We start from the raw sequence: 21,991 nt of genomic DNA, 5'->3' as shown, positions 1-21,991 counted from the left end.
GCCGCCACTGCGAGGAGACGTCATTGGCGCCCCGCATATGGCGGCCGAAGTTTTTCCCGGGACTTCCTGGCCCGGGGTCCGTCAGATGGTGACCGCTCCGTTGGCGGTTTCGAACGTTACCGACATGATTCCCGGCGTACCGTGCGGTGCCATCCATTGGACTGCGACGTCCTCAAGCGGCTTCTCCACGGGTTCCCCGAGCCATTCGGTGACGCGCTCAGCCGAGCCGGCAATGGTGAGGCTGGACATCTTGACATCGCTTGGGTAAACGAGGGACGGATGAAGTGAAGGGTCGCCCTCCCAACGGAGCAGGTAGGGCACCTGTGGATCGGCAATGAGTCCGAGGATGCCGATCTGGGACCAGACGAGTTCGCGGCCGTCCGGAAACTTGCGGTTGCCGGGGACAGCGGACCGTCCGAGCCGCTGTTCGAAGGGGCTCAGGTCGTCCACGGCGACGCACCAGCCCATCCAACCACCTCCGGCTGCGGAGCGTGCACGGACGGCTTGTCCAAAAGGTGCCTTGTCGGATGCCGGGTGGTCAAGGACCTCGACAACTTCCAGGTATTTGTGGTCAGCAAGGGGAATGATCATGTTCCGGGTACCGAAGCGCGGGTGCACTCCGCCCCGGACTGCGTCCACTCCCAATGCTGCGGAAATCCGCTCGGTGGTGGCCAAGAGGCCATCTCGTTCACAAGCGTAAGAGACGTGATCCATGCGCATGGCTTCATCTTGGCACTTTGTGATGGACCTCTCAGCTAAGCCCTGCCTTACCAAGGTGGGATGTTTTGAAAAGGTGGCCCAGAGTCACTTCAGGACGCGGCGGGACCGAAAACTACTGTGTTCGTCATAAAGCTTCCGAAGCCCGCAATCCCGTCCCTAGACTGGCGGCAACCGAACGCCGGCAGGCCGAACGCCGAGCACCGGCAGGCCGAACGCCGAACGCCGGAAGGCCCAAGCGCGGCAAAGAAGCCAGAGCAACAACCCGAGAAACCAGGAGTCCGCATGTCCCAAGGATGGTCATTCGAAACGCGCCAGATCCACGCCGGCCAGGAGCCTGACGCGGCCACCGGCGCCCGGGCGCTCCCCATCTACCAGACCACCTCTTTCGTTTTCCCCAGCGCGGAAAGCGCGGCCAACCGCTTTGCGCTCGCCGAGCTCGCGCCCATCTACACGCGGATCGGCAACCCCACCCAGGACGCGGTGGAACAGCGCATAGCGAGCCTGGAGGGCGGCTTGGCGGCACTCCTGCTGAGCTCCGGCCAGGCCGCGGAAACGTTCGCCATCCTCAACGTCGCCGAGGCCGGCGACCACGTGGTCGCCAGCCCGAGCCTCTATGGCGGCAGCTACAACCTCCTGGCACACACGCTCAAGAAATTCGGAATCTCGGTCACCTTCGTCGGGGACCCCGACAACCTCGAGCAGTGGCGGGACGCGGTACAGCCAAACACCAAGCTGTTCTTCGCCGAAGTCGTCTCCAACCCCCGCCAGGACGTTTTGGACATCGAAGGCGTCTCCCGCATCGCGCACGAGGCAGGAGTTCCGCTCGTCGTGGACAACACGCTCGCCACGCCCTACCTGATCCGGCCCATCGAGTGGGGCGCGGACATCGTGGTGCATTCGGCCACCAAGTACCTGGGTGGGCATGGATCCGCCATAGCCGGTGTCATCGTTGACTCCGGCAACTTCGATTTCGGCAAGGACCCCCAACGGTTCCCCAACTTCAACACCCCGGACCCCAGCTACAACGGCCTGGTCTACGCCCGCGACCTTGGCAAGGACGGTGCCCTCGGCGCGAATCTCTCCTACATCCTCAAGGCCCGGGTCCAGCTCCTGCGCGACCTCGGCTCGGCTGTTTCCCCGTTCAACGCGTTCCTGATCTCCCAAGGGATCGAGACCCTCAGCCTGCGGGTGGAACGCCACGTGGACAACGCCACCAAGGTGGCGCAATGGCTCGAAGGGCGCGACGACGTCGAATCGGTCGCCTACGCGGGGCTGCCTTCCAGCCCGTGGTTCGAACGCGGGCGCAAGTACGGACCCCGGGGCACCGGCGCGGTGGTGTCCTTCGTCATCCGCGGCGGGATCGACGCCGGCAAACGCTTCGTAGATGCCCTTGAGCTGCATTCTCATGTGGCAAATATCGGCGATGTCCGTTCCTTGGTCATCCATCCTGCGTCGACGACGCACAGCCAGCTGACATCTGAACAGCAGGCCGTGGCTGGAGTGAGCCCGGGCTTGGTGCGCCTGTCGGTAGGGATCGAGCACATTGACGATATCCTCGCCGACCTCGAGTCCGGGTTCCGGGCAGCCAAGGGCGCCTAGCATCGCCCCGGACGGTGTACGGGGCCGGTCGGCGAGCCAGGATGAATCTTCGCCGACCGGCCTCCACGGTCCATGCTTCGTGAACAAAACGCGGCCAAGTGTCACAAAGATGTCATAATCTTCGTCAGAAGTGGTCCGGCTTTCCTAGACTCTTCCTATAGGTCATGAGTGCCAGCGACAGCCCCGGCTTGCTGGCCGGCAACCCTCCTCTCGCGGTGGGGTGCCCCGGGTGAAGACCTGGCCTTTCGCCGAGTTGGCGGCGGGCAAGCGCGATGTGAGGTGTCAACGAATGACGATTGCTGCAACAGCCATACCCGTTTCCGGTACCCAGGATGGAACCGTCAAGTATGTTTCCGTGGGTGGACTCGAGCTGGAGGCCGGAGGTTCCCTGCCGGACGTCGTCCTCGCGTACGAGACGTGGGGCCGGCTCAACGCAGACGCTTCCAATGCCGTCCTGGTGGAACACGCCCTCACCGGCAGCACCCATGTTGCCCGGGGTGAGAGCGACGAAGAAGGTTGGTGGGAGCAGCTTGTTGGTCCCGGTGCGACCATCGACACGGACCGCTACTTCGTGGTCTCCGTCAACATCGTGGGAGGCTGCTACGGCAGCACCGGCCCGTCGTCGAGCGCTCCGGACGGCAAGCCGTGGGGCTCCCGCTTCCCGCTGGTGACCCTGCGTGACAGCACTGTAGCCGAGGCCCGGCTGGCCGACGCCTTGGGGATCCGCAGCTGGCACACGGTGGTGGGCGGGTCCATGGGCGGTGCCCGTGCACTGGAATGGGCCGTCAGCTATCCGGAACGCGTGAAGAGATGCGCCGTGATTTCGATCGGGGCGTACAGCACTGCCGAGCAGATAGCCTTCGCACAGGCCCAGACGCTCGCCATCCGGCAGGACGCCCACTTCAATGGCGGCGACTACTACGGCCAGGCTGCGCCGGAGGCGGGACTGGCCCTTGCCCGGCGGATTGCCCACATCACCTACCGCTCGGCGGACGAACTGGGCTTCCGCTTCGGCCGGAACGCCCAGGGCGGCGAGGCTCCCCTTCAGGCTGCGGCGCTAGGGGACCGGGGCCGCTACCAAGTGGAGAGCTACCTCGACCATCAGGGAAGGAAGTTGGTCCAGCGCTTCGACGCGAACAGCTACATCGCCCTCACCGAGGCCCTCATGAGCCATGACATCACCCGCGGCCGGGGCTCATTGGAGGAATCGCTGGCCGGGGCAACGGCGAAGTTCTTTGTTGCTTCCGTGGACTCGGACCGGCTCTACTTCCCGGAACAATCCCACGAGCTGGCCAAAGCCTTGCCGGGTCAGGTCCCCGTTCACGTGATCGAGGCCCCCATCGGGCACGACGGGTTCCTCACCGAGATCGGACAGCTCGGCCCCCAGTTGCGCGAAGCCTTCTTCGGCTGAATCTTGGGACAAGGCGCGGGATAAGGCGCGCTACGGCGCGACTGCTTAGCCGTTCATGATCTCCTGGCGGAGCTTCATGTAGTCCTCCATGGCGATTTTCCCGTCACTGTAGTCCTGGTCCAGCTCGGCCAGCTTCCGTGCCCGGTAGCCTTGGGGGCCGTTGTTCGGCCGCGCGTTCGGGGCGGGATTCGGTGCGGGAGTAGCCGACGACGGCGGAGCGGCCTGCGGTGCGTGAGTCGCCACCGGCGGCCGCGGCTCGGACGGGATGACTACCGGGGGCTGGGCAGGGTTCGAAGGATCCGGGAAGTACCCGCCCGGCGGGTACCGGCTCGGATCATACGGCCTGGGATCGTAACGCCCTGGAGTGTACGGACCCTGCTCGTATTGGCCCGGGATGTACGGGCCTGGTGGGTTTCCGGGGACGTTGCGCCCGTAGTCCCCGTCCTGGATCCTACGCCGGCGCGAACGGTTGTACATGCGGATCCCCATGGGAATCAACCAAGAGCAGACGATGATCCAGAAGATCAAATTGTTCACGTGGAGGCCTCCCTGTCTCTCATCAGCTTAGCCCCGCTCCCTGCACCTGCCCCCTGCACCTGCCCCCTGCACCTGCCCCCCTGATTCCCGGTCAGTTCCCGGTCAGCCCTCCGGCAAGCTCTCGGGCAAAGCAGTGTCAGGCAAAGCAGTGTCGGGCAAAAAGGTGTCGGCAGGACCGAAGACGGGCCCCGGCGTCGGGCGCTTCGGCAAGATTCCGTCACCGGAGGACCGGTGCGTTATCCGGCGGATGACCCACGGGACGAAATACTCCCGTGCCCATACGAGGTCGCCCGAGCGGGCTTCGCGCCAACTCCGCCGGGGGAGCGGCTTGGGGAGCAGCGGCTCGAGGCTATGCGGCACATTGAGTGAGTCGAGGACCATCGCCGCGATGGTGTGATGGCCGAGCGGCGAAAAATGCAGGCGGTCTTCGTCCCACATCTGGGAGTTGGAAAGTTGCCGCAAGGACCACATATCGGCGATGACGGCATCGTGGCGGGCGGCCACGGTGCGGAGGTTTTCGTTGTAGATGGCCACCTTGCCGCGGATCCGGCCGAGAACCGAGGACACGGTGTCCGGGCCGTTGAAGAGAACCACGGTGGCGCCTTCGGAACCCAAGGTCTGCACGGCGGTATCGAGTTTTTCGGCCAGGGCGTCGGGATCTCCACCGGGACGGATGAGGTCGTTCCCGCCTGCCGAGATGCTCACCAGGTCCGGCTTGAGGTCCATGCACGGGCCAAGTTGTTCGTCGAGGATTTGCTGGAGGAGCCGGCCCCGGATCGCGAGGTTGGCGTACGCGAAATCCCGGTGCCCCTTGCTCAGTTCCTCGGCTACGCGGTCAGCCCAGCCGCGATATCCACCGGGGCTGCCGGGTTCGGGGTCGCCGATTCCTTCGGTAAAGGAATCTCCCAACGCCACGTAGCGGGTCCACGGATGAATCCGCTCTTCTGAATTCGGCCCCACTGCGGAACCAGTGCCACTCACGTTCATATCCTGCCTCTTGCCGCAACGCTACGCGCCCGTAGCTTGTTACTCATGGGTAACTGCAAGAATAGTCCCATGAGTCAAGCTTCCGCCTTTGCTGCCCCTGCTTTTCCAGATCCGGTTGTTCTGTGGTCCCATGCCGAGGAAGAGCGGGCTGGAAAGCCGTTGCTGGTCCTGTTGCACGGTTATGGATCCAACGAGCAGGACCTCTTCAGCCTTGCCGGCATGTTGCCCCGGGACTTCGTCGTCGCTTCGCTCCGAGCACCGATCGCCACAGGCCCGGGCTTCACATGGTTCCCGCTCACGGCGTCCGTCGAATACTCCCTCGACGCCGTCAAGCATGCCGCGGAGTACGTGTTTTCCTGGCTGGATTCGGTCAAGTCCAACCACAGCTCGGTGACGCTCCTCGGTTTTTCGATGGGCATGGCAATGGCCACCTCGCTGCTTCGCCAGCGCCCGGCTGACTTTGCCGCCGTCGTCGGACTTTCAGGCTTCGCCGTCGACGCCGATGGGGACCCCGCGTTCCGCGACGACGAACTTGATGGTTCCGTGCCGCTCTTCTGGGGACGGGACCAACAGGATCCGGTCATTACCCCGGACAAGATCGAATACACCATGGAGTGGGTGCGAAAGCACACGGACCTCACCAAAGTGCTTTACACGGGCATGTGGCATGGCATCAACCAGCAGGAGATCGGCCACGTTGCAGAATTCCTCGAACACAAGGTCCTCGCCTCCGTCTGAAAGCGTTCACCTACGAAGGCTAGGACTCCGTGGTGATCCGCACCGTCTGCCCGTTGACGGTTACCGTATCGCCTGCGTGGAGTTGGCGGCCGCGCCGTTCATCGATCTCGCCGTTGACTTTGACAAGGCCGTTTTTGATGAGCTCGGTGGCCTCCACTCCGTCTTCAACCAGGTTGGCGAGCTTGAGGAGCTGACCGAGGCGGATCATGTCGTCGCGGATGGGGATTTCTTGGATTTCCTGGTCGTTCATAGAAGCAATGATGCCTGAAGTAGGGTGGTGAAAGTGCCGCAATCGCCCCGCCCCGCCTCCCGAACGTCCCTGCCTTTGCTCACCGGGCTGCTGCTGGCTGTAGCAACCGGACTCCTGATTCCCCTTCAAGGCAGGATCAACGGCGCCTTGGGGGCAACGCTCGACGACGGCATCGCGGCCGCCGTCGTGAGCTTCACTACCGGGCTGATAGTGATCGCCGCGATCGGACTGGCCCTGCCGAGGGGCCGGGCCGCCCTCCGTAGGATCCTGCCTGCCCTCAAGAAGCGGAGCTTTCCGAGGTTCTACGTCGTTGCGGGCGGCATCGGCGCCCTGTTCGTCTTTGCCCAGTCCTTCACAGTCGGCTTGCTGGGGGTGGCCTTGTTCACCGTCGCGGCCGTGACTGGCCAGACCCTGAGCGGACTGCTCGTTGATCGGCTCGGCATCGGGCCCGGCGGCAAACGCTCGGTCACCGGGGTCCGGATCCTCGGCAGCTTCCTGACGATCGCCGCCGTCGTCTGGGCCGTTTCCCCGCGCCTCGGGGCCGCCTCCGACGTCGGGTCCTTGCTGCTCCCTCTCCTGTTGCCCGTCGTGGCGGGCTGCCTGATGAGTTTCCAGCAGGCAATGAACGGCACCGCGACCGTGCACTATGGCAGCCCTATCGCCGCGACGCTGGTGAATTTCGTCGCCGGAACGGTGATTCTGTGGATCGCCTGGCTCACCAAGGTGATGCTGCTTGGAACCGGCCACGCCCTGCCTTCGGAGTGGTGGTACTACTTGGGCGGCCCGATGGGCTGCGTCTTCATCGGCTTGGCTGCCTTGCTGGTCCGGAGCCTCGGTGTCCTCGTGACGGGCCTGGGGATGATTGCCGGGCAATTGCTCGGATCGCTCGCACTTGACCTTCTGCTGCCGGCTCCCGGAGCAGTGGTTGCCCTGCCCACGATCCTTGGCACGTTGCTGACGCTGTGCGCCATCATCGTGGCCACGTTGCCTTGGCCAAAGGGCGCGCTCTCTTCCCGCCGTCCCGCCAGCGGCAAGCAAGCCACCCCCGGGGGCAGGGCCACGGCCAAAGGCCGGTAGGCTAAGACACGCAGCTTCCTGCACAGCATCACCTTCTTGCACAACCACGGACCGCACCCAGCGGCCCTGTAGAACATTGGAGTACCCATGGCAGCAAAATCCGTCCTCGACCAGGTCATCTCCCTCTCCAAACGGAGGGGCTTCGTGTTCCAGGCCGGTGAAATCTATGGTGGCTCCCGGTCCGCATGGGACTACGGCCCCCTCGGTGCCGAGCTCAAGGAAAACATCAAGCGCCAATGGTGGCAGAGCGTTGTCCGCGGCCGTGAAGACGTAGTGGGCCTGGATTCCTCCGTGATCCTGCCCCGCCAGGTATGGGAAGCCTCCGGCCACGTCGAGGTGTTCTCCGACCCCTTGGTCGAGTGCCTTTCCTGCCACAAGCGCTACCGCGCCGACCACCTCCTGGAAGAGTACGAGGAAAAGAAGGGCCGTCCCGCCGAAAACGGCCTCAAGGACATTGCCTGCGCCAATTGCGGCACCCGCGGCCAATGGACCGAACCGCAGGAGTTCTCCGGCCTGCTCAAGACCTTCCTGGGCCCTGTGGCCAGCGAAGAAGGCCTGCACTACTTGCGCCCTGAAACGGCCCAAGGCATCTTCGTGAACTTCAACAACGTGCTGACCACCTCGCGCAAGAAGCCGCCGTTCGGCATCGGCCAGATCGGCAAGTCCTTCCGCAACGAGATCACCCCGGGTAACTTCATCTTCCGCACCCGCGAGTTCGAACAGATGGAAATGGAATTCTTCGTCGAGCCCGGCACGGACGAAGAATGGCACAAGTACTGGATGAATGAACGCATGTCCTGGTACACCGGCCTGGGCATCCGGCCGGAAAACCTGCGTTTCTACGAACACCCGCAGGACAAGCTCAGCCACTACTCCAAGGGCACCACGGACATCGAATACCGCTTCGGTTTCCAAGGCTCCGAATGGGGCGAGCTTGAGGGCATCGCCAACCGCACCGACTTCGACCTCTCCACGCACTCGAAGGCCTCCGGCCAGGACCTCAGCTACTTCAACCAGGCCACCAACGAGCGATACACGCCGTACGTCATTGAACCGGCCGCCGGCCTGACGCGCTCGTTCATGGCTTTCCTGGTGGACGCCTACACGGAGGACGAGGCACCCAACGCCAAGGGCGGCGTCGATGTCCGCACCGTGCTGAAGCTCGACCCGCGCCTGGCCCCCGTCAAGGCAGCCGTGCTTCCCCTGAGCCGCAACGAGGACCTGTCCCCGAAGGCGAAGGACCTGGGCGCGCAGCTGCGCAAGAACTGGAACATCGACTTCGACGACGCCGGTGCCATCGGCCGCCGCTACCGTCGCCAAGACGAGATCGGTACTCCGTTCTGCATCACCGTGGACTTCGACACGCTTGAGGACCAGGCCGTCACGATCCGTGAGCGCGACACCATGAGCCAGGAACGCGTGTCCCTGGACAAGGTGGAGGGCTACCTGGCCGCACGCCTGATCGGCGCCTAAGCGTGTCCATCGAATACCGCGAATGGCGCGAGGGCGACGACCTCGCCCTGTTGGAAATATGGGGTGGGCCCGAGACCCTGCCGGCCCAGCAATTCCGCGCGGCCCTGGCGCCGTCGAGCACCGGCGGCCAAGGCAAGCCTTGGCGTCGGTGCATCGTGGCGGAAGACGTCGTTGACGGCATCGGCATCCCGGTGGCTGCGGGTGTGGTCCATGAGGCCTCCCTGCATCCGGAACGGCTCTGGGCCTACATCGAGGTCGCCAAGGATCACCGCCGGAGCGGGATAGGGGCTACCCTCCTGACCATGCTGCGGCGCGAAGCCGAGCGGTCGCCGTCGGGGGTCGCCAAGCTGCGCAGCAAAGTGGAGCCCGGCACGGCCGGTGCAGCCTTCGCCGAATGGGCGGGGCTTGCCCCCATCCAGCGTTCCCGGCTTGTAGTGGTGGATCCGGAGGCGCTCAGGCTACCGGTATTCGGGGACGGCAGCGAAGAAGCCGCTTCCGAGCAGGTGGAAGACCTCGCCACGGGATCCGTGGAACTGAGCGACGTCGTCGGCCGGTACTACAGCGCGGTGCACCACTGGGACAGCCCCGGCGAGCTCGGCATCCCCGCAGTGCAGCGGATGTTCCTCGACGAGCTGACGGGGGCGCACGGTGCGCTTGTCCTGCGTGCGCCTAAGGCGAGTGCCTTTGGCCCGGGCGTGCCGACCACGCGCAAGGGCAAACTGCAGGCCTTCGCGATCAGCTATGCCATCGGCAGCTCGGACGAGCCGTCGGAAGTGTTCCTTGGCCACGATCCGCTCTTGCAGGAGGACGAGGCGCACGCCGCAGTCCGAGACCTGCTGGCGCTCATTGCCTACCAGCACCCCGTGCTCCTTGAAGTGGACGATTCCATGACGGCCGTGCGCGCCGTCGTCGATCCTTTGCTGGAGCAGGGCAAAGCCAAGGTCCGTGGCGCGGACACCCTGGTGGTGAGCGACTAAGCTGCCGGGCTAACCCGCAGTTGTGGCCGTTATGAGCCCTCATAGCGGCCACAACCTCGAGCTAGTTGAGTGTGTAAAGCCGAAGCCTTGACGAGGCAGTGGTATGGGTGTAGTGATGACGACGTAAGCCCCGGCCGGTGGTCTGGTGGGGCAGCGGCGGGTGCAACGAATCCGGTCTCATGAAAGAGAATCGGCGGTAACACCCATGAATGAAACAGCGCTCGACGGACTGCGCGAACAGCTCCGCGGGCAACTCGTCACTCCAAGCGATCCTGACTATGACTCCGCACGTGCGGTCTATAACGGCATGATCGACAGGCATCCGGCAGGGGTGGTCCGGGTGGCTCAGGTTGCGGACGTCATTGCGAGCGTGAACTTCGCCCGGGACAATTCCCTCCCCTTGGCCATTCGCGGCGGCGGCCACAGCGCCCCCGGCTTCGGGACCTGGGACGATGCCCTGGTCATCGATTTCGTCAACCGTACCGGGGTCCGTGTCGACCCTGAAGCGGGGACGGCCCGTGCCGAGGCGGGAACAACCTGGGCAGATTTCAACCGCGCCACCCACGCGTTCGGGCTGGCCACCACAGGCGGGATTGTGGGGTCCACGGGCATCGCAGGCCTGACTCTCGGTGGCGGCATCGGCTATCTGGCCCGCAAATACGGGTTGTCCTGTGACAACCTCATTTCCGCGGACGTTGTGACCGCGGACGGCACGTTCCTCGTTGCCAGCGAGACCCAAAACGAGGACCTTTTCTGGGCCTTGCGTGGTGGCGGAGGAAACTTCGGCGTGGTGACATCCTTTGAATACAAGTTGCACCCGGTGGACATGGTCCACGTTGCGATCATCCTCTACGGCATGGAGCATGCTGAGACCGTGGTGAAGTTCTACCGCGACTACATGGAGACTGCCCCTGAGGAATTCGGAACCTTCGTGGGCTTCCACCAGGGGCCTCCCGTGCCGTTCCTGCCGGAGGAATGGCACGGCAAGCCCGTCTGCGTGGTCATCGGCATGTGGACCGGTGATCCGGCCGAAGGAGCCGCCCGCTGGCAGCCGTTCCTGGATGTTGCCCCCGTCGCGGGTTCCCTGGTTGGCCCCATGCCGTACCCGGCACTTAACTCGGCATTCGATCCGCTGCTTCCGAAAGGGATGCAAGCCTACTGGAAAGCGTATTTCCTCCCGGAGCTCAACGACGGCGCCACCGCGGCCCATCTTGAATACGGCAGCAAGGTTCCCAGTGTGCAGACGTCCGTCCACGTCTATCCGATCGACGGAGCGGTGCAACGCGTAGCGAAGACGGATACCGCCTTCGCCAACCGCGACGTCAGGTTCTCTCCAGTGATCGCCTGCATGTGGAACGATCCTGCGGACAACGAGGCGAACATCGACTGGGTCCGCAGTTACGCCGCGGCATTGCGCCCGCATTCCTCGCCGGCAGGCTACATCGGCTTCATGGACGGTGATGACCAGGGCAGGATCCGCGAGAACTACGGGGTCAACTACGAGCGGTTGCAATCCATCAAGGGCAAGTACGATCCAGGAAACCTCTTCCACGTGAACCAAAACATCAAGCCCGCCTGAACGCCCGCACGGGACGCCCGACTGACTGGCAGGAAGTGTTGTTTCGGAGGCTCAAAACGGCCAAAACTGCGAGCCACCTGGGCGGGGCCCCCGTTGCCCCACGTAGGCTTGTGGGCATGAGGTTTTGCAGCTAATGGGTCACGGCCATTCACATGGACAGACAGAACATTTCGAGCCAAGCGCGCAGGCGCTCGCGGCGCGCAAGCGGGCCAACTGGCTCCTCGTAGCCGTGTTGGCCCCGATTGCCGTGCTCACGGTCGTTGCCATGCTGCTCATGTGGCCGTCGGGAAGCAAGGAAGGAATCACTTTCGCGAGCCCTTACGCGGCCGCCCCCGGAGTGACGTTCGATACCGGCAAGATCCAAGCCGTCACCCAGGAAAGCTGCACGCAGGGTACACAGGCATCGGCCGCGAACCAAAACGGTTCCGCGAACCAAAGCAGTGCCGCGAACCAAAGCGGTGCCACCCAGCCGCAGGGATCCCAATGCACCTTCGCCTCCACGCAACCGGATAACGGCGGCAGTCCCGTGAAGGTGGTCATCAATCCGGACGTCGCCAAGTCCCACGGTGTCAAAGCAGGGGACAGCATCCGCTACCTGAATCTTTCACACGTGCAGGGTGCAGCGGCGGGCAACGGCTCGCCGTCGTACGTTTTCCTGGACTTCGTGCGGACGGTTCCCATGGCCCTTCTGGCAATCCTGTATGCCGTGGTGGTCATTGCGGTCGCGCGCTGGCGCGGCTTCAGGGCGCTGCTGGGACTGGCCGGAGCCTACGTGGTGATGGTCAGCTTCATGCTTCCGGGATTGGTGGAAGGCAAGCCGCCGCTGCTCGTGGCTCTGGTCGGCTCGACGGCCATCATGATGGGGGTGCTCTATTTCGCCCACGGATTCTCGGCCAAGACCTCCACGGCATTGCTGGGCACGATCTTCGGCCTCGGCATTACCGCGCTGTTGGCGGCTTGGGCCACGGACGCCGCCAATCTGACGGGGATCGGGACCGGAGAAGGCGCCACGCTGGTGAACATGTCGGACAAGATTTCCCTGTCCGGAATCATCCTGTGCGGACTGATCATCTCCGGGCTCGGAGTCCTCAATGACGTGACCATCACCCAGTCCGCGGCCGTGTGGGAACTCTATGAACTAGCCCCCGAGACCGGCGCGCGCAAGTTGTTCACCTCAGCCATGAGGATCGGCCGGGACCACATCGCCTCCACGGTCTACACCATCGCCTTTGCCTACGCCGGCGCCGCTCTGCCCATCCTGATCATCGTCATGCTGTACGACCGCCCGCTTGTGGATGCCCTCACCAGTGCAGAGCTGTCCGAGGAAGTCATCCGAACGCTTGTCGGCTCCATCGGCCTTGTGCTGGCCATCCCGGTGACCACCTTGATCGCCGTGTTGGTGGTCAAGGCGACCGGTCCGAGGAGGCTGGCGGCCGCCGGCGCCCCGGATTCGGAACCAGCCCGCGGCGACAGCGACGTCCGTGAGCTTGAAACCGCCGGGTCCGCCGACGCCTTCGAATCGTTCGACACCGGCGAGCTTGCCGCCGTCGTCATGACCAGGCGGGCACGCAGGGAAGCCGAGCGCCGCTAGCGCATGACATTTGTCATCCCTCATTGGTGACACGCGCCCCGGCGCCGGACGCCGATCTCGGCTTTGATGGGTAGTGGAGTAAACCAAAGCCAAGGAGAGTCATGAGAACAGGGAGCGTGCCGGCCGTCCACGCCGCCGGACTGCACAAGAGCTTCGGGAAGGTCCACGCCGTCCGCGGCCTTGACCTTACCGTTCAGCCGGGGGAGGTGGTGGCGTTCCTCGGTCCCAACGGGGCGGGCAAGACCACCACCATCGACATGATCCTCGGATTGAGCGCCCCGGACCAGGGAAGCGTTTCCATCTTCGGCCACACTCCCCGGGGAGCCATCGCCCGCGGCCAGGTGGCGGCGGTGATGCAGACCGGCGGCCTGCTGCGGGACATCAGCGTCCGCGAGACCGTGCAGCTCAACGCAGCCATGTTCGATTCCTCCCGCCCTGTGGACGAAGTCCTGGCGCGGGCGGGCATCCTGGAGATCGCCGACCGCAGGGTGGAGAAGTGCTCAGGCGGCCAGCAGCAGCGGCTGCGCTTCGCCATGGCTCTCGTCTCCGATCCTGGTTTGCTCATCCTGGACGAGCCCACCACGGGCATGGACGTCGCGGGACGACGCGACTTCTGGACGGCCATCAGGACCGATGCCCAGCGCGGACGCACCGTCATTTTCGCCACCCACTACCTCGAAGAAGCCGACGCCTACGCGGACCGGATCGTCCTGGTCCGGCAAGGCAGCATTGTTGCCGACGGTACCGCCGCCCAGATCAAGAACCTTGCCTCGGGCCGTACCGTCAAGGCATCGCTTGCCGCGACTGAGCAGGGGCTGCTCGCCGGGATGCCGCCGGTCGAAAGCATGGAGTACGACGGCGGCCGCCTCACGGTCCGCACGGGCGACTCGGACGCCGTCGTGCGGTACCTGCTCAACAACACGGGCGCCCACGACGTCGAAGTGGCGGCCAACAACCTCGAAGAAGCGTTCGTCGCCCTCACGGGGGACGATGCCGCGCCGGAGTCCACGAGCATCACTTTCGAAGGAGACCTCGTATGAGCACGGCAACAGTCGTCCAGGACCGGAAGCCGTCCACCGGCGGGGTCAACCGCACGTTCCTCTGGATCGAGATCAAGCGGATGCTCCGGAACCGGCGGACCATCATTTTCACGGTCTTCATGCCTGCGGTCTTCTTCTTTATTTTCGGCCTCTCCAACAAGGACAAGCTCCTGCCCAACGGGCACAGCTACGGCCAGTACATCCTCATCAGCCTCACCGTGTACGCCGCGATGACCGCCGCTACCGGCGCCGGGAGCCAAGTGGCAGTGGAACGTGCCCAGGGGTGGAGCCGCCAGCTTCGCCTCACGCCCCTGCTTCCCGGTGCGTACATTGCGGTGAAAGCCATGGCCGCGCTGACGCTGTCCCTGCTTGCCGTCGTGGCCCAGTTCGTCATCGGTGCGCTGGCCGGTGTCACCATGGATGCCCAGACGTGGCTCACAGCGGGGTTGGTGGCTTGGCTGGGTTCCCTGGTCTTCGCGGCCCTTGGCTTGTTCGTCGGATACCTCATGCCGAGCCAGAACGTCATGCAGATCCTCGGCCCGGCCCTGGCGATCCTGGCCATGCTCGGTGGACTGTTCATGCCGATCGAGATCATGGGGGAGACCTTCGGGAACATCGCCAAGTTCACGCCCGCATACGGAATCGGGCAATTGGCCCGCAGTCCCATTACCGGGGAGTTCGATTGGGCGTGGATCGTCAACGTGGTCATCTGGCTCGTGATCTTCGTGGCCGGGGCCGCGATGGCGTTCCGCCGCGACACGAAACGTGTCTGATCGGCCGCTAGGGTGGGCACCATGACCAGCAAAGAACGCGGAGCCTCGTTCAGGGAGGTGCCCACCGGAAAGGGGCCCCGCGGCCCGGTGTTCAGTGGTTCGGTGTTCCGCGCCCGCGGGCCGGTGTTCAGCTCCCCGGGGCCACGAGGCTGGTTCATCGGTGCGGGCCTCTCCATCCTGCTTTGGGCGTGGCCGACGTGGAACACCGTGTGGTCCGTGGACGAGCCGCTGGCTTGGAAAGCGGCGGCTTCGGCATCCCTGATCGTGTTCTTCGCCGCCTATGTCTTCCTGCCCCAGCTCAGTTGGCGCCTGGGCGTCCGGACGGGCGTCGTGTGTGTCTGCATCCTCCTGGTGCTGAACGGCGTGATCGTCCTCCTCCTCGGAAGGGACGCCTTGTGGACCTGGACGTTCCTTGCGTGCGCCATCGCCATGACGTCCCTTCCGCCACGCATGGACTTCTTCCTCATTGTCAGCTTGTCCCTCGTGTCCTTCTCCACCCAGCTGGTGACGGGCAACGGTGAGCAGGCCTTGCTCCAGGCCGGGATCATCTTGTCCCTTGGCCTCATGATGTCCGCCTTCGCGCGGCTGATCCGGCAGACCGCACGTCTCCGGGAAGCGCAGACTGAACTGGCCGATGCCGCCGTCGCCGCGGAACGCAGCCGAGTGGCCCGGGACATGCACGACATCCTGGGCCACTCCCTGACGGTGATCGCCGTGAAAGCCGAGTTGGCCGGCCGGATGCTGGACACCGTTCCCGGAGGCGACCCTGCCCGGGACCGGGCAGCCGCCGAGATTTCTGCTGTGCAGGACTTGGCCCGCGGTGCGCTCGCCGACGTCCGCGCCACGGTGGCCGGGTACCGCGGCGTCAACGTCCTGGCGGAGCTCGCGGTCGCCCGGACGGCTTTGGAATCGGCCGGGATCGATGCCGAATTGCCGGGAACCGTGGAACAGGTTCCAGCCCGCCACCGGGAGCTTTTCGGCTGGGTGCTGCGCGAAGGCATCACGAACGTTGTTCGGCATTCCGGCGCCGCGCGTTGCCGCGTCCGGTTGACGGCGTCGAGCGTATTGGTGGAGGACGACGGCGTTGGCCCGGCCTCCGGGGGCCGCTCCGGGAACGGACTGGACGGGATCCGCGAACGCGTGGGTGCCGCCGGGGGAACAGTCAGCATTGGCCCGAGTGACCTGGGAGGGTTCAGATTGGCGGTGGAGGTGTGAGCATCCGATTGGTGATCGCAGACGACCAGGCATTGGTGCGTGGAGCACTCGCGGCTTTGCTCGGGCTGGAACCGGACATCGAGGTGGTCGCTGAACTGGGCGACGGGACCGGGGTGGCTGCCGCCGTCGTCGAGCACCGCGCCGACGTGGCAATGCTCGACGTCGAGATGCCCGGCCTGGACGGGATCAGCGCGGCAGCGGCCGTGCGGCGGGCCGCGCCGTCGTGCCGGGTCCTCATGGTCACCACCTTCGGGCGGCCAGGCTACCTCAAGCGCGCCATGCAGGCCGGTGCCTCCGGATTCGTCGTCAAGGACACGCCAGCCCGGCAATTGGCCGAAGCGGTGCGCCGCGTCCACCAGGGGCTGAGGGTAGTGGACCCCGTGCTCGCTGCCGAATCCTTGACCGCGGGGGACAGTCCGCTGACCGAACGCGAGGGCGAGGTGCTCAAGGCAGCATCCGACGGCGGAACGGTGGCCGACATTGCGAAGTCGGCGATGCTTTCCGAAGGGACAGTGCGGAATTACTTGTCCGCGGCCATGGCGAAAACCGGGGGCCGTACCCGGGCCGAGGCCGCGCGGATCGCCGAAGACAACGGCTGGCTGCTCTGAGTTCTTGTGCCGAGAACGTGGGTGCGGGCCGGGAGCTGCGTTCCCGACCGCAGCCGTGGGCCCGCACCCACGTATTGAGCCTGCCCAGTCTGAGACAATGGACGGGTGACTGTAGTAGCAACGCCCCCTTCGCCCAAGCTTGAACTGCCCCCGCTGCAGCTCGGCCGGATCACCGTGGACACCCCTGTGATCCTTGCGCCGATGGCCGGTATCACCAACTCGGCCTTCCGCCGGCTGTGCCGTGAATACGGCGGTGGCCTGTACGTCGCGGAGATGGTGACCTCCCGTGCGCTGGTGGAGCGTACCCCGGAATCGTTGCGCATCATCTCCCACGACGACGACGAAAAGGTCCGTTCCGTGCAGTTGTACGGCGTGGACCCCGTCACCGTGGGCCAGGCCGTGCGCATGCTCGTTGAAGAAGACCGGGCGGACCACATCGACCTCAACTTCGGCTGTCCCGTGCCCAAGGTCACCCGGCGCGGTGGCGGATCCGCGCTTCCCTGGAAGATCGACCTCTTCACCTCCATCGTCCAGACCGCTGTCAAGGAAGCCTCCAAAGGCGATATCCCGCTGACCATCAAGATGCGCAAGGGCATCGACGAGGACCACCTCACCTACCTCGACGCCGGCCGCATCGCCCGCGATTCCGGCGTTGCCGCCGTCGCGCTCCACGGCCGCACGGCCGCGCAGTTCTACTCCGGCCAGGCCGACTGGTCCGCCATCGCTCGGCTGCGCGAAGCCCTCCCGGACATTCCCGTCCTGGGCAACGGCGATATCTGGTCCGCCGAAGACGCAGTGCGCATGGTGCGTGAAACCGGCGTCGACGGCGTCGTAGTGGGCCGTGGCTGCCAAGGCCGCCCATGGCTCTTCGGTGACCTCCAGGCCGCCTTCGAAGGAAGCGAGCGGCGCCACCGTCCGGGCCTGCGCGAGGTAGCCGACGGCGTCTACCGGCATGCCGAGCTCATGATCGAAACCTTCGGCAACGACGAGTACAAGGCGCTGCGCGAGATCCGCAAGCATATGGCCTGGTACTTCAAGGGCTACGTCGTTGGCGGGGAACTGCGCGCCAAACTTGCCACCGTTCCGACCCTCGAGGTTTTGCGCGAGCTGCTGGACGAACTGGATATGGACTTGCCGTACCCGGGCGTCGACTCGGAGGGCCCGCGCGGACGCGCAGGTTCCCCCAAGAAGCCGGCGTTGCCCAAGGACTGGCTGCTCAGCCGGCAGATGGACGCGGATCAGACGCGCGATATCGCCGCAGCCGAGCTGGACGTCTCGGGCGGCTAAAGCGCGGCCCGGATCGCCGCGTGCACGCGCACAGCCAGAGTCATGGAAAACTGGCTCCATAGGCACTGGCTGCAGAGATGCTGGTGCACGGCAAGCGGAGGAGGCGGATGCCCATGGGAACTGAAGCGATGTCTGCAGCACGCCCGGCCGAAAACGCGACGGGTATTCCAGGCTATGTGGAGGCCGACTCGGCACGCTGGGTCCAGGAACCCCGGAAGAATACCTACCGCTCGGACTTCGAGAGGGACCGGGCGAGGGTATTGCATTCCTCTGCCCTCCGGCGGCTCGGGGCGAAGACCCAAGTGGTGGCCCCGGATACCGACGATTTCGTCCGGACCCGGCTGACCCACAGCCTTGAAGTCGCCCAGGTGGGCCGCGAGTTGGGCCGCGCGCTAGGTTGCGATCCGGATGTTGTGGACACCGCGTGCCTGAGCCACGATCTTGGCCACCCGCCTTTCGGGCACAACGGGGAATCCGCCCTCAACGAGGTAGCCCACGGAATCGGAGGCTTCGAAGGCAACGCCCAGACGCTGCGCCTCCTGACCCGCCTTGAGCCCAAGGTGCTCACCGCCGACGGCCGTCCCGCGGGCCTGAACCTGACCCGCGCCAGCCTTGACGCCGCGTCCAAATACCCGTGGTCCGCCGTCGATGCCCCCGTCATCCACGGACAGCGGAGCAGCAAATTCGGTGCCTATGAAGACGATCTGCCCGTTTTTGCCTGGCTTCGTGACGGGGCTCCGGGCAACCGCTCCTGCATCGAGGCCCAAGTGATGGACCTGGCCGACGATATCTCGTACTCCGTCCACGACGTTGAGGACGCCATCGTTGCCGGCCATTTCCAGCTGAAGTGGCTGGACAATCCTGATCACCGTGCCCGCGTGGTGGGGTACACCAAGCAGTGGTACCTGCCCCACAACGATCCTGCGGAAATCGACGCCGCCCTTGCCCGCCTCGAAGCCACGAGCGTGTGGGTACGCGAGGCCGATGGCAGCCGCAAGGCGATGGCTGCGCTGAAGGACATGACCAGCCAGCTGATCGGCCGGTTCTGCCAGAGCGCCCTGGAGACCACTCGCGCCCACTTCGGCCCGGACCGCCTCACGCGCTACGGCGCCGAACTCATGGTTCCCGAGGAAACCGTCACGGAGATCGCCGCCATGAAGGGCCTTGCCACGACGTTCGTGATCTCCACCGACCATCGGCAGCCCGTCTATGAGCGGCAGCGCGAAGTCCTGCATGCCCTCGTTGGCGTACTCAACGCGAGCGGAGACCGGCACCTGGAACCAATGTTCGCCGCGGACTGGCGGGACGCTCCCGACGACGGCGCCCGCCTTCGCGTCGTCGTCGACCAGGTGGCGTCCCTGACGGATGCTTCGGCGCTGGCGATGTACGAACGTTTGGTGGGTAGCCTGCCCTCGCTCTGGTAGGCCGTCGTCGAGTTGTCGGCCGTCCCCGGGGCTGTCCGCGCAGGGGCTGGCCACGCGGAGGACTAGGATGGTGACGTGGCTGGCCTGATCAAACGTGAAGATATCGACGAAGTACGCCAGCGCACCGATATCAAGGAAGTGGTGGACGGCTACGTCACCCTCAAGGGCGCCGGCCTGGGCACTTTCAAAGGCCTTTGCCCCTTCCACGACGAGCGCTCGCCGTCGTTCACCGTCCGTCCCCAAGTAGGCCGGTACCATTGCTTTGGCTGCGGTGAGGACGGCGATGCCATCTCCTTCGTCCAGAAGATGGACCACAGCTCCTTCCACGAAGCGGTGGAGAAGCTCGCTGCCCGGATCGGCTACGAGCTGCGCTATGAAGACGGCGGCACCGGCCCCAGCCGGGAAGAGGTCGGCAAACGCCAACGGCTGCTGGATGCCCACAAGATCGCCGACGAGTTCTTCCGTGCCCAACTACTCACGGCAGGTGCCGCCGAGGGCCGCAACTTCCTGCATGGGCGCGGTTTCGATCGGACCGCAGCCGAACAGTTCGGCGTCGGGTACGCGCCGCAGGGTTGGGACTCGCTCCTGAAGCACCTGCGCGGGCGCGGATTCACGGACGCTGAATTGAAATTGACGGGGATGTTCTCGGCCGGGGGACCCGGAAACCAGCAGAGGATCTATGACCGCTTCCGGGGCCGGCTCATCTGGCCTATCCGGGACATTGCCGGTGACACTATCGGATTCGGTGCCCGCAAGCTTTACGAGGACGACCAAGGTCCCAAGTACCTGAACACTCCGGAGACTGTGCTCTACAAGAAATCCCAGGTCCTCTACGGCATCGATCTCGCCAAGCGGAACATCGCCAAGAACCGGCAGCTCGTGGTGGTGGAGGGGTACACGGACGTCATGGCCTGCCACCTTGCCGGCGTCAGTACCGCTGTGGCTACCTGCGGTACGGCATTCGGTACGGACCACATTAAGATCGCCCGCCGCTTGCTGTCCGACGACGGCACCGGGGGTGAGGTCATTTTCACCTTCGACGGCGACGCCGCCGGACAGAAGGCGGCACTGCGCGCCTTCGAAGAGGACCAACGTTTCGTCGCCCAGACGTACGTGGCCGTGGAACCGAGCGGAGCCGATCCCTGCGACCTGCGCCAACTCAAGGGGGACGAGGCTGTTCGGGACTTGATCGGCACCCGCCGGCCGCTCTTCGAATTCGCGATCCGGGCCTCACTCAAACGCCACAACCTCGATACCGTGGAAGGCCGGGTCGCCGCTCTCCGTGAGGCGGCACCGGTGGTGGCGCAGATCCGTGATTCGGGGATCCGCCCGGCCTACGTCCGGGAGTTGGCCGGCTGGCTTGGCACGCCCATTGAGGAGGTCAGCCGGGCCGTGGGATTGGCTGCCAAACGGGCTGCTTCCGGCGAGACGGGCACCGCTGGCACTGCAGGGTCAGCAGGAACTGCGGGAGCCCCGGGGGTCGGCCACGGCACCCAGCCGGGCCAAGCCGGCCAGCCGACGGCAGCACCGCCATCGGCTGCTCCCATCGCCTTCATGCGCCCGGATCCGCGGGATCCCATCGCCGCCATGGAACGGCAGGCCCTCGAAGTGGTCATCCAGAACCCTGCCGTCCTAGGCGGCGAAACTGCGCTGGGCGGTGGAGCCGTGCCCAACATCGGAGCGTGGGAACGGTTCGAAGCCTCCCATTTTGTCACCCCGGCCTATGCTGCTGTGCACACCGCCATCCGGGCCGCCGGGCTGGCCCACGTGGGAGACCCCGTGGCCTGGGTCGAAGGGATTCGCCGGGAGGTTCCGGAACCGCTCCAGGGCTTGGTCTCCGAGCTTGCCGTCGTTCCGCTGCCGGCCAGCACTCCCGAAGCGCTCCAGCGGTACTGCCGCGACATCCTGGCGCGGCTTTTCGAATTGCAGATCACCAGGATCAAGGCGGACAAGATGGGCCAGCTGCAGCGACTTGATGCCACGGCCCAGCCGGAAGAGTTCCAACGCCTCAACCGGGAACTCATGGAGCTTGAAATGCAGCGCCGCGCCCTCCGTATGGAGGGCTAAGGGCTTCGGCTGGCGCCGATTTCGTTTCCCGGCAGCCCTTTGTTAGGCTTGTACACGCTTCATTCCTCCGTAGCTCAATTGGCAGAGCATTCGACTGTTAATCGAAGGGTTACTGGTTCAAGTCCAGTCGGAGGAGCTCCGAGTCGGAATCCCCGTCAGCCGCGTGCTGGCGGGGATTTTTGGCGTCTGGTTCTTTCGCGGGGTCAGCCGTTGGTGAGCGTGACGTCGTCGAGGTACATCCACGTGTCGTCGGCAGGGTTGGAACCGTCGAGGTGGACGTTGAACCAGAGGGTGATGGTCTGGCCTTTGTAGGCGGTGAGGTCGGCGCTGAACTGGGTCCAGGTGCCGTTGTTGTTGCAGAGCTTGAGCAGGCTGGCCAGGGTGGTGCCGGTGGTGGATCGGACTTGGGCTTCCATCCAGTCGTACGGGCAGGCGTTTCCGGTGCAGGGGTCTTCCTGGCTGTGGGGCTGGTACCAGAAGGACAGCGTGGATGTCCCGGTGGCCGGAACGGTGATGGTCTGGGACAGGCTGCTGTCGCCCAATGGCTCGGCACCGGATGCCAGGCCCAGCAACGCCGAACCGGTGCCGGTGTGGGCAATCGTGGAGGCCACGGGTGCTTTGACGCCGCCGGTGGTCCA

Annotated in this window: 20 protein-coding genes, 1 tRNA gene and 1 riboswitch; of the genes, 16 read left to right on the top strand and 5 right to left on the bottom strand. The window is 65.1% G+C overall.

Going from position 1 to position 21,991, the window contains the following annotated elements; genetic code table 11:
• Positions 1–81: 81 nt before the first annotated feature.
• A complete protein-coding gene (locus tag J2S96_RS08520; RefSeq protein ID WP_306861820.1) occupies positions 82–720 on the bottom strand; it encodes a VOC family protein in 639 nt (212 codons plus the stop codon).
• A gap of 282 nt (positions 721–1,002) precedes the next feature.
• Here J2S96_RS08520 and J2S96_RS08515 point away from each other — a divergent pair, with 282 nt between their 5' ends.
• Both J2S96_RS08515 and metX read left to right on the top strand, forming a co-directional pair.
• On the top strand, positions 1,003–2,319 hold the full coding sequence (locus tag J2S96_RS08515; protein ID WP_306861818.1) for a bifunctional o-acetylhomoserine/o-acetylserine sulfhydrylase: 1,317 nt from the start codon (positions 1,003–1,005) through the stop codon (positions 2,317–2,319).
• A 160-nt stretch (positions 2,320–2,479) separates the two neighbouring features.
• Positions 2,480–2,595: riboswitch (SAM riboswitch) on the top strand.
• Between the two features lie 13 nt (positions 2,596–2,608).
• Positions 2,609–3,730: a homoserine O-acetyltransferase MetX gene (gene metX, locus J2S96_RS08510; protein ID WP_306861816.1), complete on the top strand. Its 1,122-nt coding sequence runs from the start codon at positions 2,609–2,611 to the stop codon at positions 3,728–3,730.
• 45 nt (positions 3,731–3,775) lie between these two features.
• Here metX and J2S96_RS08505 read toward each other — a convergent pair whose 3' ends face one another.
• A complete protein-coding gene (locus tag J2S96_RS08505; protein ID WP_306861814.1) occupies positions 3,776–4,267 on the bottom strand; it encodes a hypothetical protein in 492 nt (163 codons plus the stop codon).
• Positions 4,268–4,369: 102 nt separating this feature from the next.
• Entirely contained in the window at positions 4,370–5,254 is an 885-nt protein-coding gene (locus tag J2S96_RS08500; protein ID WP_370873049.1) for an SGNH/GDSL hydrolase family protein, read from the bottom strand.
• Positions 5,255–5,323: 69 nt separating this feature from the next.
• Between J2S96_RS08500 and J2S96_RS08495 the strand changes: the two genes are divergently transcribed.
• Positions 5,324–5,992, top strand: coding sequence for an alpha/beta hydrolase (locus J2S96_RS08495; RefSeq protein WP_306861811.1), 669 nt, complete (start codon positions 5,324–5,326; stop codon positions 5,990–5,992).
• A 19-nt stretch (positions 5,993–6,011) separates the two neighbouring features.
• Here J2S96_RS08495 and J2S96_RS08490 read toward each other — a convergent pair whose 3' ends face one another.
• Positions 6,012–6,242: an RNA-binding S4 domain-containing protein gene (locus tag J2S96_RS08490; RefSeq protein ID WP_306861809.1), complete on the bottom strand. Its 231-nt coding sequence runs from the start codon at positions 6,240–6,242 to the stop codon at positions 6,012–6,014.
• 24 nt (positions 6,243–6,266) lie between these two features.
• Between J2S96_RS08490 and J2S96_RS08485 the strand changes: the two genes are divergently transcribed.
• From J2S96_RS08485 to J2S96_RS08425, 13 genes are all read left to right on the top strand, one after another.
• The gene (locus J2S96_RS08485; RefSeq protein ID WP_306861807.1) at positions 6,267–7,319 is read left to right on the top strand and encodes a DMT family transporter; all 1,053 of its coding nucleotides are present in this window, start codon (positions 6,267–6,269) and stop codon (positions 7,317–7,319) included.
• An 87-nt stretch (positions 7,320–7,406) separates the two neighbouring features.
• Positions 7,407–8,792 carry a glycine--tRNA ligase gene (locus tag J2S96_RS08480; RefSeq protein ID WP_306861806.1) on the top strand — a complete coding sequence of 462 codons (1,386 nt, stop codon included), beginning with the start codon at positions 7,407–7,409 and terminating at the stop codon, positions 8,790–8,792.
• 2 nt (positions 8,793–8,794) lie between these two features.
• Positions 8,795–9,769 carry a GNAT family N-acetyltransferase gene (locus tag J2S96_RS08475; protein ID WP_306861804.1) on the top strand — a complete coding sequence of 325 codons (975 nt, stop codon included), beginning with the start codon at positions 8,795–8,797 and terminating at the stop codon, positions 9,767–9,769.
• A 205-nt stretch (positions 9,770–9,974) separates the two neighbouring features.
• Positions 9,975–11,348 (top strand): FAD-binding oxidoreductase, encoded by a 1,374-nt coding sequence (locus J2S96_RS08470; protein ID WP_306861802.1) that lies wholly within the window; start codon positions 9,975–9,977, stop codon positions 11,346–11,348.
• A gap of 133 nt (positions 11,349–11,481) precedes the next feature.
• Positions 11,482–12,939: a YibE/F family protein gene (locus J2S96_RS08465; RefSeq protein WP_306861800.1), complete on the top strand. Its 1,458-nt coding sequence runs from the start codon at positions 11,482–11,484 to the stop codon at positions 12,937–12,939.
• A gap of 101 nt (positions 12,940–13,040) precedes the next feature.
• Entirely contained in the window at positions 13,041–13,979 is a 939-nt protein-coding gene (locus J2S96_RS08460; protein WP_306861798.1) for an ABC transporter ATP-binding protein, read from the top strand.
• Entirely contained in the window at positions 13,976–14,752 is a 777-nt protein-coding gene (locus tag J2S96_RS08455; RefSeq protein WP_306861797.1) for an ABC transporter permease, read from the top strand. Before J2S96_RS08460 ends, J2S96_RS08455 begins: the two co-directional genes overlap by 4 nt.
• Positions 14,753–14,773: 21 nt before the next feature.
• Positions 14,774–15,967, top strand: a complete 1,194-nt coding sequence (locus J2S96_RS08450) for a sensor histidine kinase (RefSeq protein WP_306861795.1) — start codon at positions 14,774–14,776, stop codon at positions 15,965–15,967.
• On the top strand, positions 15,964–16,575 hold the full coding sequence (locus J2S96_RS08445; protein ID WP_306861793.1) for a response regulator transcription factor: 612 nt from the start codon (positions 15,964–15,966) through the stop codon (positions 16,573–16,575). The genes J2S96_RS08450 and J2S96_RS08445 overlap by 4 nt, the downstream gene beginning before the upstream one ends.
• A gap of 105 nt (positions 16,576–16,680) precedes the next feature.
• Positions 16,681–17,862, top strand: a complete 1,182-nt coding sequence (gene dusB, locus J2S96_RS08440) for a tRNA dihydrouridine synthase DusB (RefSeq protein ID WP_306861791.1) — start codon at positions 16,681–16,683, stop codon at positions 17,860–17,862.
• Positions 17,863–17,975: 113 nt separating this feature from the next.
• Entirely contained in the window at positions 17,976–19,286 is a 1,311-nt protein-coding gene (locus J2S96_RS08435; protein ID WP_370873048.1) for a deoxyguanosinetriphosphate triphosphohydrolase, read from the top strand.
• Between the two features lie 75 nt (positions 19,287–19,361).
• Complete coding sequence (gene dnaG, locus J2S96_RS08430) at positions 19,362–21,353, top strand: DNA primase (protein WP_306861789.1); 1,992 nt, start codon at positions 19,362–19,364, stop codon at positions 21,351–21,353.
• 63 nt (positions 21,354–21,416) lie between these two features.
• Positions 21,417–21,489 (top strand) — tRNA-Asn (locus J2S96_RS08425).
• Between the two features lie 67 nt (positions 21,490–21,556).
• On the opposite strand, the gene J2S96_RS08420 is transcribed toward J2S96_RS08425, so the two are convergent.
• Positions 21,557–21,991: hypothetical protein (locus tag J2S96_RS08420; protein WP_370873047.1), on the bottom strand; the 435-nt coding region annotated here is incomplete at its 5' end.

Source organism: Arthrobacter bambusae (assembly GCF_030812595.1).
Classification (GTDB): Bacteria; Actinomycetota; Actinomycetes; order Actinomycetales; family Micrococcaceae; genus Arthrobacter; species Arthrobacter bambusae_B.
Note: the sequence above shows the minus strand (reverse complement) of the source record. Positions and strands in the feature narration are given on the sequence as shown.

Excerpts from the sequence above, each read along its gene's own strand:
- J2S96_RS08520 (WP_306861820.1), bottom strand. The coding sequence starts at position 720 with ATGCGCATGGATCACGTCTCTTACGCTTGTGAACGAGATGGCCTCTTG.
- J2S96_RS08515 (WP_306861818.1), top strand. The coding sequence starts at position 1,003 with ATGTCCCAAGGATGGTCATTCGAAACGCGCCAGATCCACGCCGGCCAG.
- metX (WP_306861816.1), top strand. The coding sequence starts at position 2,609 with ATGACGATTGCTGCAACAGCCATACCCGTTTCCGGTACCCAGGATGGA.
- J2S96_RS08500 (WP_370873049.1), bottom strand. The coding sequence starts at position 5,254 with ATGAACGTGAGTGGCACTGGTTCCGCAGTGGGGCCGAATTCAGAAGAG.
- J2S96_RS08495 (WP_306861811.1), top strand. The coding sequence starts at position 5,324 with ATGAGTCAAGCTTCCGCCTTTGCTGCCCCTGCTTTTCCAGATCCGGTT.
- J2S96_RS08490 (WP_306861809.1), bottom strand. The coding sequence starts at position 6,242 with ATGAACGACCAGGAAATCCAAGAAATCCCCATCCGCGACGACATGATC.
- J2S96_RS08480 (WP_306861806.1), top strand. The coding sequence starts at position 7,407 with ATGGCAGCAAAATCCGTCCTCGACCAGGTCATCTCCCTCTCCAAACGG.
- J2S96_RS08470 (WP_306861802.1), top strand. The coding sequence starts at position 9,975 with ATGAATGAAACAGCGCTCGACGGACTGCGCGAACAGCTCCGCGGGCAA.
- J2S96_RS08465 (WP_306861800.1), top strand. The coding sequence starts at position 11,482 with ATGGGTCACGGCCATTCACATGGACAGACAGAACATTTCGAGCCAAGC.
- J2S96_RS08460 (WP_306861798.1), top strand. The coding sequence starts at position 13,041 with ATGAGAACAGGGAGCGTGCCGGCCGTCCACGCCGCCGGACTGCACAAG.
- J2S96_RS08455 (WP_306861797.1), top strand. The coding sequence starts at position 13,976 with ATGAGCACGGCAACAGTCGTCCAGGACCGGAAGCCGTCCACCGGCGGG.
- J2S96_RS08450 (WP_306861795.1), top strand. The coding sequence starts at position 14,774 with ATGACCAGCAAAGAACGCGGAGCCTCGTTCAGGGAGGTGCCCACCGGA.
- J2S96_RS08435 (WP_370873048.1), top strand. The coding sequence starts at position 17,976 with ATGGGAACTGAAGCGATGTCTGCAGCACGCCCGGCCGAAAACGCGACG.